Annotated in this window: 10 protein-coding genes; 7 read left to right on the forward strand and 3 right to left on the reverse strand. The window is 63.9% G+C overall.

The genetic code is table 11. From position 1 onward, the window contains the following. The first annotated feature begins 90 nt into the window (after positions 1–90). A complete protein-coding gene (locus H145_RS0103155; RefSeq protein ID WP_019946686.1) occupies positions 91–1,392 on the forward strand; it encodes a bifunctional folylpolyglutamate synthase/dihydrofolate synthase in 1,302 nt (433 codons plus the stop codon). A 144-nt stretch (positions 1,393–1,536) separates the two neighbouring features. Further along, on the forward strand, positions 1,537–2,217 hold the full coding sequence (trmB, locus tag H145_RS0103160; RefSeq protein ID WP_019946687.1) for a tRNA (guanosine(46)-N7)-methyltransferase TrmB: 681 nt from the start codon (positions 1,537–1,539) through the stop codon (positions 2,215–2,217). A 116-nt stretch (positions 2,218–2,333) separates the two neighbouring features. Here the strand turns inward: trmB and H145_RS0103165 are convergent, their stop codons facing one another. After that, complete coding sequence (locus H145_RS0103165) at positions 2,334–2,924, reverse strand: beta/alpha barrel domain-containing protein (protein WP_019946688.1); 591 nt, start codon at positions 2,922–2,924, stop codon at positions 2,334–2,336. A gap of 219 nt (positions 2,925–3,143) precedes the next feature. On the opposite strand from H145_RS0103165, the gene mnmA reads away from it, so the two are divergent. From mnmA to H145_RS19725, 3 genes are all read left to right on the forward strand, one after another. Then, on the forward strand, positions 3,144–4,286 hold the full coding sequence (mnmA, locus tag H145_RS19715) for a tRNA 2-thiouridine(34) synthase MnmA (protein ID WP_071595110.1): 1,143 nt from the start codon (positions 3,144–3,146) through the stop codon (positions 4,284–4,286). Positions 4,287–4,368: 82 nt separating this feature from the next. Then, the gene (locus H145_RS22450) at positions 4,369–5,130 is read left to right on the forward strand and encodes a hypothetical protein (RefSeq protein ID WP_019946690.1); all 762 of its coding nucleotides are present in this window, start codon (positions 4,369–4,371) and stop codon (positions 5,128–5,130) included. A 158-nt stretch (positions 5,131–5,288) separates the two neighbouring features. Next, positions 5,289–7,022, forward strand: coding sequence for a S8 family peptidase (locus H145_RS19725; protein WP_083937647.1), 1,734 nt, complete (start codon positions 5,289–5,291; stop codon positions 7,020–7,022). A gap of 434 nt (positions 7,023–7,456) precedes the next feature. Here the strand turns inward: H145_RS19725 and H145_RS0103185 are convergent, their stop codons facing one another. Both H145_RS0103185 and H145_RS0103190 read right to left on the reverse strand, forming a co-directional pair. Continuing rightward, positions 7,457–8,428 (reverse strand): PorP/SprF family type IX secretion system membrane protein, encoded by a 972-nt coding sequence (locus tag H145_RS0103185; protein WP_019946692.1) that lies wholly within the window; start codon positions 8,426–8,428, stop codon positions 7,457–7,459. Positions 8,429–8,654: 226 nt separating this feature from the next. Next, positions 8,655–12,662 carry a T9SS type B sorting domain-containing protein gene (locus tag H145_RS0103190; RefSeq protein WP_083937648.1) on the reverse strand — a complete coding sequence of 1,336 codons (4,008 nt, stop codon included), beginning with the start codon at positions 12,660–12,662 and terminating at the stop codon, positions 8,655–8,657. Positions 12,663–13,089: 427 nt separating this feature from the next. On the opposite strand from H145_RS0103190, the gene H145_RS0103195 reads away from it, so the two are divergent. Both H145_RS0103195 and rpe read left to right on the forward strand, forming a co-directional pair. Next, a complete protein-coding gene (locus H145_RS0103195; RefSeq protein ID WP_019946693.1) occupies positions 13,090–13,410 on the forward strand; it encodes a hypothetical protein in 321 nt (106 codons plus the stop codon). Between the two features lie 202 nt (positions 13,411–13,612). Further along, positions 13,613–14,311: a ribulose-phosphate 3-epimerase gene (rpe, locus tag H145_RS0103200; RefSeq protein WP_019946694.1), complete on the forward strand. Its 699-nt coding sequence runs from the start codon at positions 13,613–13,615 to the stop codon at positions 14,309–14,311. Positions 14,312–14,319 lie beyond the last annotated feature (8 nt).

The following is a 14,319-nucleotide window of genomic DNA, read 5'->3' on the forward strand; positions in this document are numbered from 1 at the left end:
AACGATGCGCAAAGCGGAAGCTTCGCGCTACAGCCGTTCAACAGGACGAAAACTACCAGCTACTAGCCCTCAGCTAACAGCTCCAAAACAATGACCTACCAGCAGACCCTGGATTACCTGTACGCCCGGCTGCCCATGTTTCAGCGGGTGGGGGCGGCGGGCTACAAGCCGGGCCTGCAGCGCACCGAGGCGCTGGCGGCGGCTACCGGCCACCCCGAGCGGCAGTTTCGGAGCGTGCACGTGGCTGGTACCAACGGTAAGGGCAGCTCCAGCCACTTGGTGGCGGCGGTGCTGCAGGCGGCCGGCTACCGGGTGGGGTTGTACACTTCGCCCCACCTCAAGGAGTTCACCGAACGAATCCGCCTCAACGGGCGGCCGCTGGCCCCGGCGTTTCTGGTGGAGTGGGTAGCGCGCTGGCGGGCTACGTTTGAGCGGGCGGAAGCCTCGTTTTTCGAGGTGTGCGTGGCGCTGGCTTTCGATTACTTCGCCCGGCAGAATGTAGATGTGGCCGTGGTGGAAGTGGGCCTGGGCGGCCGGCTCGACTCGACCAACATCCTGCGGCCGCTCGTGTCGCTCATCACTAACATCAGCCCCGACCACCAGGCCCTGCTCGGCGATACGCTGCCGCTGATTGCGGCCGAAAAAGCCGGCATCATCAAGCCCGAAACGCCCGCCATCATCAGCCAGACCCAGCCCGAGGTGGCGGCCGTGTTCGAGCAGAAGGCCCGGCAGGAGGGCGCCCCGCTGCTGTTTGCCGACCAGCATTACCGCGCCGAGCTGCTGCGCGAGCCGGCCGCCGATGAAGCCGTGCAACACCTGCGCGTCTGGCACGATGAGCAAGTGCTGCTGGACGAGGTGGCGCTGGGCCTGGTGGGCGACTACCAGCGCCTGAACCTGCCCGGCGTGCTGGCCACAGTGGCCGAGCTGCGCCGCCAGGGTTTTATCATCACAGATGAACACCTGCGCGAAGGCCTGCGCGACGTGATGCGCCTGACTGGCCTGCGGGGCCGCTGGACCATCCTGGGCCGCCGCCCGCTGGTTGTCTGCGACACGGGCCACAACGAGGCCGGCATCCGCTTCATCGTGGAGCAGCTGGCGCGGCTGCCGAAGCGGCGACTGCACTTCGTGCTAGGCGTGATGCAGGACAAGGATATCAGCAAGATGCTGGCTTTGCTGCCCCGCGAGGCTACCTACTACTTCTGCCAGGCCACCATCCCGCGCGCCCTGCCGGTGGCCGAGCTGGCCGCCCAAGCCGCCGCCCTGGGCCTGCGTGGCACCACCTACGCCACCGTGCCGGCCGCCGTAGCCGCCGCCCGCGCCGCCGCCGAAGCCGATGACGTGGTCTTCATTGGCGGCAGTACCTTTGTGGTGGCCGAAATCGAGGAACTCTGAGGCCACCGCCCTAGTGTCATCCTGAGCTTGCGAAGGACCTATATAGAAGGTATATCCATTGATTAGCTTCTGTATAGGTCCTTCGCAAGCTCAGGATGACACTAGGGCGTCAAACTCACCATTTCAATATCTCACCATCTCACCTTGAGCAGAAGTAAACTCCGGCGCTTTGCCGCCAACGCCGAGCGCGAAACCATTGTGGAGCCGGGCAAAGAAACCTACGAGCAGCTGGCCGGGCGCTGGCACGCCGACTTTTTCGGCAACGACCACCCGATTACCCTCGAAGTGGGCTGCGGCAAGGGCGAGTACACCGTGGGCCTGGCCGCCCGCTACCCCGAGCGCAACTTCCTGGGCCTCGACATCAAGGGCGACCGAATCTGGAAGGGCAGCACCCGGGCTCTGGAGCAGAACCTGACCAACGTGGGCTGGCTGCGCACCCGCGCCCACGAGCTGGCCGCGCACTTCGCCCCCGGCGAGCTGCACGAAATTTGGATTACGTTTCCCGACCCGCGCCCCCGCGACCGGGACATCAAGCGCCGCCTCACGTATCCGCGCTTCCTCGACCTGTACCAGCGCATCCTGCGCCCTGGCGGCCGCCTGCACCTCAAAACCGACAACGAAGGCCTGTTCGACTACACCCTCGAAACCCTGCAGCAGCGCCCCGGCGCCACCATCATCGCCCAAACCCGCGACCTGTACGCCACGCCTGAGCTGCTGCCCCACGCCGAGGACATCCAGACCACCTTCGAGCGCAAATACCGCGAGCTGTGCGTGCCCATCAAGTACGTGCAGTTCGAGTTGGGCAACGGTGAGGTGAAGGGATAGAGTAGAACGTCATTCAGAGCGAAGCGAAGAATCCCGCGGGCCACAGTAATCCTAACGACAGGGCTACTACTGCTCGCGAGATTCTTCGCTTCGCTCTGAATGACGTTCTGCTTTGGCTATTCTTCCAGTGCCTCGAACAGGGCTTCCAGCTCGTCGAAGTCGCGGATGCCGGGCTTGATTTCGTCGCCGCCCTGCAGGATGAGGCCGGCGGGCTGCTGCCGCTCGATTAGTTCTGCCACCTGGTTGGGAGCGGGGTTGCCGCTCAGCCACAATGATTGCCGCCCGGCGCTGGCCGGTAGTGCTGTTTCATCCAAGCGGGTGATAAGCTCGAAGCCGGCGGTTAGCGCTGTGCGCAGTTGCTGCAGAGAGTCGGCTCCGGCGGGTTGCGGCAGCTCGACCAGGGCCGGAACGGCCACGGGCCCATTGGGGACCAAGCCGGCGGCTGGCAGGTTGAGGACAATCCGGCTCAGGCTGCATTCCTCCACCAGCCGGTTGATTTCTGAAACGGGCATTTCGCCGCCAAACTCGCCGATGATTTCTACGCCGGCTACCCAGCCGGCCAGTTCCTTTACCGTGGCCGCGTCCACTGCCCCCGGCAGGCTGGGGTCGAGGGTGAAGATGAGGCCGTCGGCGCCCATGCCGGCGCAGTAGCGGGCATCGGAGAGGTTGTTGATGCCGCGGACGAGGACGGGGAGAAGCAGGGACATGCGGGAAGGAGTGAGTCAGTGAATGAGGAAGCAAATATACTGTCATCCTGAGCGGAGCGAAGGACCTTTTTCTGATAGCACTCTTCGTTGTGGCGTCTGTGCTACCGGAAGAAGGTCCTTCGCGCCGCTCAGGATGACAGTACTTCACCCCATCACCCAAAACCGTATCTTTGCTTATTCGGCCGGAACCTTTCACGCTCCGGGCGCAATTCAACAAATATGAACACAACGAAAGGACGGGTGCTGGTAGCCATGAGCGGCGGCATCGACAGCTCGGTAGCGGCCGTGATGCTGCACGAGCAGGGGTACGAGGTGGTTGGCATGACCATGAAAACCTGGGATTACGCTTCGGCGGGCGGCTCGAAAAAGGAAACCGGCTGCTGCTCGCTCGATTCCATCAACGACGCCCGCCAGATTGCCGTCGAGCTGGGCTTTCCGCACTACATCATCGACATCCGCGACGAGTTCGGCGAGGCCGTCATCAACAACTTTACCGATGAGTACCTGGCCGGGCGCACGCCCAACCCCTGCGTGCTCTGCAACACCCACATCAAGTGGGACGCGCTGTTGCGCCGCGCCGACCAGCTCGGCTGCGAGTTCATCGCCACCGGCCACTACGCCCAGGTGCGCGAGGAAAACGGCCGCTACGTTGTCAGCAAGGGCATTGATGAGAACAAGGACCAGAGCTACGCCATCTGGGGCGTGAGCCAGGAAAGCCTTTCGCGCACGCGCTTCCCGCTGGGCGAGCTGCGCAAATCGGCCATCTACGACTTCGCCCGCGAGCGGGGTTTTACGGAGCTCGTCAACAAGCCCGAGAGCTACGAAATCTGCTTTATCCCCGACAACGACTACCGTGGCTTTCTGCGGCGGCGCGTGCCGGGCCTGGAGGCGCGCGTGGCCGGCGGCGAGTTTGTACTGCGCGACGGCACGGTGGTGGGCACCCACGAGGGCTACCCGTTCTACACCATCGGCCAGCGCAAGGGCCTGGGCATTGCCCTGGGCTTCCCGGCCTACGTAACGGCCATCGACCCCGAAACCAACCGCGTAGTGCTGGGCAACTTCGAGGAGCTGGCCAGCACGCGCACGCTGGTCGGGCAGCTGAACATGGGCAAGTTCGCCTCGCTCGAAGGCCGCGGTCTGGTGCCGGCCACGGTCAAAATTCGCTACAACCACGACGGCTCGCCGGCGTTCCTGGAGCAGCGGGGCGACAAAATCTACGTGTACTTCGAGGAGCCCGTGCACGCCGTAACGCCCGGCCAGGCCGCCGTATTCTACGAGGGCGACGACGTGCTGGGCGGCGGCTGGATTGAGCGCCACACCATCGGCGAGCTGCCCGAGCCGCTGGCCGAGCTGCGCGCGTAGGCTTCAGGGCTGAGCGCTTGGCTGGCAGGGTTCAGGAAAAAATACTTTCAGTAGCTACCTTCGGATTATCAAGTACTGCCTGATGAACAAGAACTATCTGCGCCACGGGAAAGTGGTGGGTTTGCTGAGCGCCTCGGCCACGGCGGCGCTGCTGTTGGCCGGCTGCGGCGACAACAACGCCGAGGAGCCCGCACCGCTGCCCGACTACTACCCGCTGAGCGTGGGCAGTACCCGCATCTACGATGTGGCCGACACGGTGTGGCGCAACGGCGTGCCCACGGCCAGCCGCTTCCAGTTCCGCGAGCAGGTGCTGAGCGAGCCGGTGCCCGATGCCATCGGCCAGCCGGTGTATGAGGTGGTTCGCTCGCGCCGCAACTCGGCGGCCGAGGCCTGGCAGCCCGATTCGGTGCTGGCCGTGACGGTGGCCCCGCGCAACGTAACGGTGCAGTTCAACAACCGCCGCACCGTGGCGCTGGTGCTGCCCGCGGTAGAGGGCAAAAGCTGGAACTTCAACGCCTTTAACTCCCTCGATACCGTGGTGGCCGTTACGCGCTTCTACGAGCAGGTAGGGCAGCCCTTCAGCATCGTGCGCGACGGCAAAACCTACGACTACGCCAACACCGTTACGACCACCAACGACCTGAGTACCGGCGACAATAACAACGCCACCAAGCTGGTGGTGCAGCGCAGCACCTTCGCGCCGGGCGTGGGGCCGGTGTACCGCGTCAGCCGCAGCTACAAAAACGACTGCTCGGGCGCCGAAGGTTGCCGGGTGCCGTTTGTGCGCTACCTGGGCCAGTCGCGCAACGAGGTGCTGATTGAGTCCTCAAATCCGCGTAATTAACGCTTAACCAGAAAGCCTTACCCTGCCGGATACGCCGCGCGGCAGGGAGGCGCCGATTAGCCCGACGGGAGCTGTTATATTGTGAACAGCTTCCCGCCGGGCTTTTTATCTGTCCGGGATTCGAAGCTTCCCCCACCACACCTGCTCATTCTCCGCCCATGTTCCGACTTTTACTGCCGATGGCCCTGCTGGCCGGCCTGCACCTGCCGGCCGCTGCCCAGTCCACCGCCACCCCGCTGGCCCCCCAGCCAACCGGGAAGCAGATGGCCAGGCCCGCCGAAACCAAAGGAACCGTACGCCGGCATCTGGTGTACTTCCGCGACAAAGCCGGCACGCCCTTCAGCGTGAGCCGGCCCGAGGAGTTTTTGTCGGGGCGGGCGTTGCAGCGGCGGCAGCGCCAGCAGATTGCCGTGCTGCCCCGCGACCTGCCGGTGAGCCCCGCCTACGTGCAGCAGGTGAAGGCCGTGCCCGGCGTGCAGCTCTGGTACACTTCGCGCTGGTTTAACGCCGCCGTGCTGGCCTGCGACTCGGCCGCGCTGGCGCAGGTGCAGGCGCTGCCTTTTGTGCAGCAGGCCCGCACGCTCAACCGCGGGCCGGTGGCCGGTGGCGCGCAGCCCAAAACAACGCCCACCACCTCAGGCGCCGACCAAACCACGGCCGACCGCAGCTTCTATGGCAAGGCCTATGCCCAGGTGAGGCAGGTAGGAGCGGAGCGCATGCACACGGCCGGTTTCCGGGGCGAGAACATGCAGATTGCCGTGTTTGACGGAGGCTTTCCCGGGGTGAATACCGCGTCGATTTTCACCTCGCTGAACCAGGAAAACCGGCTTGCCGGCACCTTCAACGTAGTGGATAAAACCCCCAATGTTTTCCAGAGCATTGCCCACGGCACCAACTGCCTGAGCATTATCGCGGGCGACGAGCCGGGGCGCTACGTGGGCCTGGCGCCCAAAGCCACGTTCCGGCTGTTTATCACCGAAGACGCAGCTTCGGAGCATCCGCTGGAAGAAGCTAACTGGCTGGTAGCGGCCGAGTACGCCGATTCGGCCGGGGTGGACATTATCAGCTCCTCGCTGGGCTACAACACCTTCGATGCGCCCTCTACTGACTACACCTACGCCGATATGAACGGGCGCACGGCCATTTCGAGCCGCGCGGCGGCGGCGGCGGCCCGCGTGGGCATGCTGGTCGTCAGCTCGGCCGGCAACGAGGGCAACAAAGCCTGGCGCTACATCACGGCCCCGGCCGACGCCGACTCGGTGCTGACGGTGGGCGCGGCCGATTCGCTGGGCGCGGTGGCCGGCTTCAGCTCGCGCGGCCCCACGGCCGACGGCCGCCTCAAGCCCAACGTATCAGCCATGGGCGTGGCCACGGCCTTTATCACTGCCGACGGTAAGATTGCGCGGGACAATGGCACTTCGTATTCGGCCCCGGTGGTGGCCGGGCTGGCGGCGGGTTTCTGGCAGGCCAACCCGCGCCTCACGGCCCAGCAGGTTATCGGGCTGCTGCAGCGCGCCGGTTCGCAGGCCACCGCCCCCGACAACAGCCTGGGCTACGGCATCCCCGATTTCGTGCGGGCCTACAACCTGGCCAACCCCGGTACGCCGCTGGCCACTGCCCCGGCCCGCGCCGTGGCTGGCCTCTACGCTTACCCCAATCCGGTAGGCCCCAACGAGCCGCTGTACCTGCAGCTGCCCGCCGGGCCGGGCCGGGTTGCGCCATTGGAAATCAGTATTTACGATGCCCGCGGGGCGCTGGTAGCCCGGCAGCGGGTGGCGCCGGCCGCTACCGGCGTGGTCCGGCTCGAAACGGCCGGGCTGCGGCCGGGCATCTTCACCTGCCTGATCGGGCAGGGGCCGCAGCAACTGGCAGTGCGCTTTGTGAAGCAGTAATTTGCGGGGAATAAGTAGGGTGTAAAACGCCTGTCATCCTGAGTGCAGCGAAGGACCTTATCCAGACTTACATCAAGCAATAGCTTCTGGATAGGTCCTTCGCTGCGCTCAGGATGACAGGTGGGTTCGTACCTGCACTACTCAGGGTGTTGTTAAACAAATAGGGTAAAACCTCCGAGTCCGTGGCCAAATGGCCCTGTCGCTCGTGATAAGGTGCAAAATCGGCGTAAGCGCATCGGAAACCCGATAGTATTACACGCACCTTAACGCAATCAAAAGTGGCTAGCGAAAACGAACGTTAAGGCTATCATTCCGGCCACATGCCAGATAACATATTGTCCAACAGGTCGCTAATTAGGAAATCCAGGCAGTGGTATGCCCGAGTCGGAGGTTTTACCCTATTTGTTTAACAACACCCTACTCACCATCTCACCTTACCAGAACCGATTAGTGCAGACTACCTGGGCCTTCTTCTTCAGCCGCAGGCCCACCAGAATTTCGTGGCTGCCGCCGTGGTAGCCCGTCAGGCGCGACGTGCCGGTGTCGTAGGAGTAGCCCACCGAAAGCTGCTCGTAGTTGAAGCCGACCATGGCCACGGCCGCATCGTTGAGGCGGTATGATACGCCGGCCCACAGCAAATCCTGGTACTTGAGCTTGGCGTTGATATCGGCGGAAAGTGGCGCCGGGCTGACGGCCTTCACGAGCACCGAGGGCACCACCGACCAGTCGTCGGTGAGCGGCAGCCGCACCCCGCCCGTAAAGTAGTAGTGGCGCCGCAGCGAGTTGCCCGCGCCGGCCTCCAGCCCGTTGAGGCCGTAGGAAAAATCGAGCTTATTGGCCAGCAGCTGGGTACTCGACACACCGACGAAAACGCTTGGACTGTACACCCACAGGCCCACCGAGCCGTCGAGCACCCGCGAGGCGTCGCTGGGGGCCACAGTGGTCGGGTCGAAGAACTGCAGCTTGGAGCCATCGACGGCGAACTGCTGCACCCCCACCGACATGCCCAGCGCGGCCCGGATTTTGGGCGTCAGCACCACGTTGTAGGCATACGAAACATAGGCGCTGGTGCGGCTGATGGGCCCGGTTTCGTCGCGGTACACGTAGCCGCCGATGGCGTGGAACGGCCGCCGCAAATCGTGGCGGGTGCGTTTATCAGTAGTCAGCCACTTGCCCAGCGAGGAGTTGACGCTGGCGTAGTACGTGCGGGGCGCTCCTTCCAGCCCCACCCACTGCGTGCGGTAGCTGAACTTGACGTCGATGTAGTCCTCGGCCCCCGTCGCGCCGGGGTTGAGCAGGTAATTGTTGTTCATGTACTGGCTGTACTGCGCCTCCTGTTGGGCCAGGGCCGGCGCGGCGGCCAGCAGCAGGGGCAGCAGTAGCAGCGGGAGAGAAGCTCTTTTCATAACGGCAAGCGTGTTAGCATCTGTCTGAGGAAAGGGGGGCAGTGGTTAGTTGTTGATTTTTAGTTGTTGGTTTTTAGTTGTTGGTAAAAGAACTGTCATTCTGAGCGAAGCGAAGAACCTCGCGTGCCAAAGCAAATTCTGACGACACGGTTACCATTACCTGCGAGATTCTTCGCTTCGCTCAGAATGACAGTTCTTTTACCAACAACTAAAAACCAACAACTCATCAGTAAAGCACCGTGAGCGAGCCGCTGTACGACTTGCCCAGTGGGCCCTTGGTAACCACCACGTAGTAGTAGGTGCCCACCGGCGCGGGCTTGCCGTTGATGTCGCCGCGCCACTCGTTGGCCCGGCTGTAGTTTTGGGCCGAGAAAACCTGGTTGCCCCAGCGGTTGAACACGGTCACGGTATTTTCGGGGAACTGCTCGATGAACTCAATCTGCCAGGTGTCGTCGCGGCCGTCGCCGTTGGGCGTGAAGGCGTTGGGAATCCGGATGGCATCGCGCACGGTTACCGTCACCTGGTCGGTGGCCGCGCAGCCGCCCGTTCCGGCCGAGAGCGTGTAGGTGGTGGTTTCGGTGGGGGAAGCACGGGGCCGCAGCGGGTCGTTGCCCGAGAAGTCGAGGCTGCCGTCCGGCGTCCAGGTTACCGCGCCCGTGCCGTCAGAAGTGCCTTCCAGCACCACCGAGCTGCCCCGCATAATCTCCTTGTCGGGACCGGCGCTAAGCTTCACCGGGGGCAGAATGCGCACCACCACGCCGTTTGAAACGCTCGTCAGCTGCTGGCCGCAGCTGTTGGTGGTGCTCAGGCGCAGCGTCACGGTCTGGCCGTCGCGCAGGGCGGTGCTGGTAAACACCGGGCCCGTTGCGCCGGCCACGTTGGTGCCGTCCACCTGCCACTGGTACACCGGGTTCGGCCCGGCATTGGTAACGGCCGTCGCGCGGAAGGTCAGCGGCTCGCCCGGACAAACCGGGGCGTCGGGCTGCAGGGCAATGGCGAGGGTAGGCGCCGGCGTGGGAGTGCGCGTGACGGTAACCGTGGCCGTGGCCGGGCCGGTGCTGCACAGGCCCGCCGTGGCCGTCACTTCCACCCGCACTTTGTCGCCGGTAACCAGCGTGCTGCTGGTAAACTTCGGCCCGCTGGCCACCGGAATGTCGTTTACAAACCAGCGGAAAGTGGGCGCCGCGCCTGCCTCAGTGAACACGGCCGTAAAGGTGAGCGGCGTGCCGGGGCAGAGCGTGGGCGGCGTGGCCAGCGTGACGGTGGGCGTTACGGGAGCCTGCACCTGCACCGTCACCACGTTCGAAACCTGGGTGGCACAGGTGCCGGTGCCCGAGCTGACGCGGCGGCGGAAGTACGTGGTCGTCGTGAGCGGGCCGGGCGCATACGTTGGGCCAGTCGCGCCGCCGATGGCCGTCCAGGTCGTGTTGTTGACTGATGATTCCCACTGGTAAGCAAACGTGCCCGTGCCGCCGCTGGCCGGGCCGGCGCTGGTCAGCGGCGCGGGCGTGGTGCCGGTGCAAATCGACTGGTCGGCGGCAATAGAACCGGCCGTTAGCGTCGGCAGCACCGAAATCGTGACGACGTTGGATGGTACCATCAGGCAGGGGCCGGAGCTGACCTGCCTGCGGAAATAGGTGGTGACTGTAACCGGTCCGGGCGCGTAGGTGGCATTCGTAGCCCCGGCTACGGGCGCCCAGGTAGTCTGGTCCAGCGACGATTCCCACTGATAGGTGAATTGGCCGGTGCCGCCGGTCGGGGCGGCCGTGCTCGTGAGCGGGGCCACCGGGCTGCCGGCGCACACGGCCTGGTCGGCGGCAATGGTGCCGGCCGTCAGGGCTGGCAGAACGGTAATGGTGAGGACGTTGGATGTTACGCCGGTGCAGGAGCCGGAGCTTACCTGGCGGCGGAAATACGTGGTAACGCTCAGCGCGCCCGGCGCGTAGGTTTCGGCCGTGGCGCCCGGAATGGCCGTCCAGTTGGTGTTGTTTGGCGACGATTCCCACTGGAAGGTAAACTGGCCGGTGCCGCCCGTCGGGGCAGCGGTGCTGGTAAACGGCGCGGGGGCAGTGCCGGCGCACACCGTTTGGTCGGCGGCAATGGTGCCGGCCGTCAGCGCCGGCGTTACCGTGATGGTTACCACATTCGAGGCTTCAGGCCCGCAGGTTCCCGAACTCGCCTGGCGGCGGAAATAGGTGGTGACACTCAGCGGGCCGGGCGCGTAGGTGGCGCCGGTCGCGCTGCTGATGACCGTCCAGGTAGTGTTATCCAGCGACGATTCCCACTGATAGGTGAAGCTACCGGTGCCGCCGGTTGCGGCGGCCGTGCTCGTGAGCGGGGCGGGCGCGGTGCCGGCGCACACGGTCTGGTCGGCGGCAATGGTGCCCGGCACTACTTTCGGCGTCACCGTAATCTTCACCGAAGCCGTGGGCGTACGCGGGGCGCAGAAGCCGGAGGTAACCAGCCGCCGGAAATACGTGGTAGTGTTCAGCAGGCCCGGCGCGTAGGTTTCGGCCGTGGCCCCGGCAATGTCGGTCCAGGTGCTGTTGTCGGTCGACTGCTGCCACTGGTAGTCGAACTGCCCGGTGCCTTCACCGGCCGGGGCCGTGCTGGTGAGCACGGCCGCACTGTCGCCGGCACAGATGGTCTGGCTGGCGGCAATGGTGCCCGGTGTCGGCGGACCCGGCACCGTAATCAGGCTGGTAGCCTCGCGGCAGAAACAGTTGGTTGTGACGCGCAGCGTCACGGTGTAGTCGCCGGGCGCGGGGTAAGTGTGCGGGGGCGGGTTCTGGGCCGTTGATTTCGTGCCGTCGCCAAAATCCCAGGCGTAAGTTGGGTTTTCAAAATCTACCTGGGGCGCCTTAAACGTGAATTCAAGACAGCCCGTCGACTCGCCCTGGAAGCCAAATTGCAGCAAGGAGCTCTGGTTGAAGTTGACCAGTCCGAGCCCGCTCAGGCGGCCTTCCAACTGCAGGCTGTCGTCGGCGTAGGCAATGGCGGCGCCCAGCGAGTCGGGGTAGGGGATGAAGCCCAGGGCCGGCTGGTTTTCGCGGGCTACGTAAATCTTGCCGTCGGGCGCGGCCTGCATCGAGCCCAGGTTAACCGGCGTTTTCTGCTTGAGCGGAATCACCTCGCGGCCTACCGGTCCGGTGCCGCTGCCAATGTTGCTGATGTCGAACTGCAGCAGCTGGGGCAGCCGCGGGGCCGCGCCCAGCACGGTGGCGTACAGCCGGCTGCGGCCCGGCGAAAACTCCACGCCGTAGTAGCCGCCCTCTTTGCTGTCGATAATTTTAGGGTTGCCTACTTGGCCGGTTCCCGTGTCGAAGCTGAACAGTTCTACGCTACTGGTGCTGTCGCCGGCCACGGCGCTGTAGCGGGCCAGGGCCAGCTGCTGGCCGTCGGGCGTTACCTTCATCTGGCCCCGGTAGCCCTCCGGCGACACACTCGGCGCGTGCAGGGAGCCCACTACGGAAATTACCGGTGGGTCGATAACTGTCCGGCCCATGGCGTCAGCCGGCTTCACGCGGTAGGCCAGGAAGGCGTCGCCGCGGTTGGCGTTGCCCGACTTGGCATCACCCCAGCCGTGCACAATGATCCAGATGTCGCAGCCATTCTTATGGAACACGCCCGTCATCTTCTCGGCTGTGCCCTGAACGAGCAATCGGTTTTTAGTGGAGTCGACCACCATACCTGGCCCGCCGCCGGCCGGAATAATGATTTCGGAGTAGCGCAGGCCATTGGTTCCACCTTTGGCATCCTGCGTGAATAGCAGGTAGCGCGTTTCGCCGCCCGGCATGGTGGGCGGCGGGCTGCCCGGCATCCGGATGGGCAGGGGGCCATCGGTAACCAGCCGGCTGCCCAAAAGGCCCGTTCCGTTCGTCATCACGGTGCCGTCGCCGTTCCAGACGGTTTCGCCGTTGCTGTAGAAGAGAATCTTGCCACTGCCATCCGACATGACGCCCGCGCCGGCCGGAGCTTCCATGGCGCCGTCGGTGAGCACCTTGGGCGGAATCGTGTCAAAGGCCGCGTTGAAGTCGAGCCCCGCTTTAAAGCCGAAATACCAGGTGTTGCCGAACTTCTCATCCTGGCTGCACTCGGGCGGACCGCCCGAACCCGTTTGGGCGCGGGCGGCGCCGCCACTGAGCAGCAGTAGCAGCGCAAAAAACCAGCCCAGGGCCGGCATAATAGTACGGGGGGGAGCTACCGGAGCAGCGGGGAGGAGCTTTTCGGGCATAGGAGCGCGGCAAATAGGCAGGAGCAGCAAGAGCAGGCGGCCGGCTAGTGCGGAAGCAGTGCTTCGTTATTGTTGCCAGCTTGCCTTGCTTGCTAGATAAGACAATTACTCTTAAAAAAAGTCCCAATCATGTTCAGTAAATCTACGCACTGCCGCTCAGGTTTGCGCTATGCGCTTTTTGGATAGCACTAGACTTTGTTGGGCAGTTGGTATGAGGTAGGTTTAAGCGAAGTGTCTGGGCATTTTGGAGTGCCTTGGATAGGATTTGGCGAGAGGCTAAGATTGTGCTAATGCTATTGGTTTTGACAATGCGAAAATAATTAGTAATTTGGCATTGATTTCCGGCTGGCGTAGGTTGCCGCCCGAACTCCGCCCCGGGCAGTTGCGCACGGGTTGTTCTTTTATAACTCAGTTTTTTTGTTTCGCCATGCTGCAAATGATGGTTTCCAAGCGCCTCGGGCGCCGCCAGTTTCACTTCACCGTTCAGGGAGCCACTTTCCACGACACGGTAGCCGAGTACGACCGGCTCAGCTTCCCCGACGTGGCCAAGTGCGGCCTCTGCGGCTCCGACAACCTCGACCTGACGGCCCGCGAGGCCCAGGGCAAGTTCAAGTACACCAGCCTGCGCTGCCTCGACTGCCGCGGCGACGTCACCTTCGGCAAGCGCCAGGACGACGACCAGACCGTATTCCTGCGCAAAACCGAAGACGGCAAGCTCGACTGGCGCGCCTACGAAAAGCCGGCGTAGTGTATGGGGGATGAGGTATTGGGGTGATGGGTTAGGCAGCGAGGCGGTTGTCATTTAGAACGCAGCGAAGAATCTCGCGGGCATTGGTAATCCAGACGACAGGGTTAGCATAGCACGCGAGATTCTTCGCTGCGCTCAGAATGACAAATGGCTCATTTCCTTACTCCATCACCCTCTCACCGCTAATCACTACTTTCGTGGCATGAACCCGACGCATCACCGGGCCCCGCTGCTGGCCCCTTCGCTTCTCTCCGCCGACTTCGGCAACCTGCAGGCCGAAACCGAGCGGCTGGCCGATTCGGCCGCCGACTGGCTGCACTTCGATGTGATGGACGGCCGCTTCGTGCCCAACATCTCGTTCGGCATGCCGGTGCTCGAAGCCGTGCACCGCTACGCCAAGCAGCCCATCGATGTGCACCTGATGATTGCCGAGCCTCAGCACTACTTAAGTGCCTTCCGCGACGCGGGTGCCTCCATCATCACGGTGCATTATGAGGCCTGCACCCACCTGCACCGGGTGGTGCAGCAGATAAAGCAGCTGGGTTGCCGGGCCGGCGTGGCCCTCAACCCGCACTCGCCCGTGAGTTTGCTCGAAGACATTGCCGCCGACCTCGACGTAGTGCTGGTGATGTCGGTCAACCCTGGTTTTGGCGGCCAGGCTTTCATTCCGAACACGCTGCGCAAGGTGGCCCAGCTGAAAGAGCTGCTGGTTGATTGCGGCTCCTCGGCGCTGATTGAGGTGGATGGCGGCGTGACGCTCGACAACGCGCCCGCGCTGGTAGCGGCCGGCGCCGATGTGCTGGTGGCCGGCTCGTTTGTGTTCAAGGATGGCGACCCGGTGGGCACGCTGGCCCGGATGCGGGCCGAGCTGGCCCCCGAAGCCCTCGAACCCAACGACTAAGCCGCCGC

This window comes from Hymenobacter aerophilus DSM 13606 (assembly GCF_000382225.1).
GTDB classification, from domain to species: domain Bacteria; phylum Bacteroidota; class Bacteroidia; order Cytophagales; family Hymenobacteraceae; genus Hymenobacter; species Hymenobacter aerophilus.

Excerpts from the sequence above, each read along its gene's own strand:
- H145_RS0103155 (WP_019946686.1), top strand. The coding sequence starts at position 91 with ATGACCTACCAGCAGACCCTGGATTACCTGTACGCCCGGCTGCCCATG.
- H145_RS0103165 (WP_019946688.1), bottom strand. The coding sequence starts at position 2,924 with ATGTCCCTGCTTCTCCCCGTCCTCGTCCGCGGCATCAACAACCTCTCC.
- mnmA (WP_071595110.1), top strand. The coding sequence starts at position 3,144 with ATGAACACAACGAAAGGACGGGTGCTGGTAGCCATGAGCGGCGGCATC.
- H145_RS22450 (WP_019946690.1), top strand. The coding sequence starts at position 4,369 with ATGAACAAGAACTATCTGCGCCACGGGAAAGTGGTGGGTTTGCTGAGC.
- H145_RS19725 (WP_083937647.1), top strand. The coding sequence starts at position 5,289 with ATGTTCCGACTTTTACTGCCGATGGCCCTGCTGGCCGGCCTGCACCTG.
- H145_RS0103185 (WP_019946692.1), bottom strand. The coding sequence starts at position 8,428 with ATGAAAAGAGCTTCTCTCCCGCTGCTACTGCTGCCCCTGCTGCTGGCC.
- H145_RS0103190 (WP_083937648.1), bottom strand. The coding sequence starts at position 12,662 with ATGCCCGAAAAGCTCCTCCCCGCTGCTCCGGTAGCTCCCCCCCGTACT.
- H145_RS0103195 (WP_019946693.1), top strand. The coding sequence starts at position 13,090 with ATGCTGCAAATGATGGTTTCCAAGCGCCTCGGGCGCCGCCAGTTTCAC.
- rpe (WP_019946694.1), top strand. The coding sequence starts at position 13,613 with ATGAACCCGACGCATCACCGGGCCCCGCTGCTGGCCCCTTCGCTTCTC.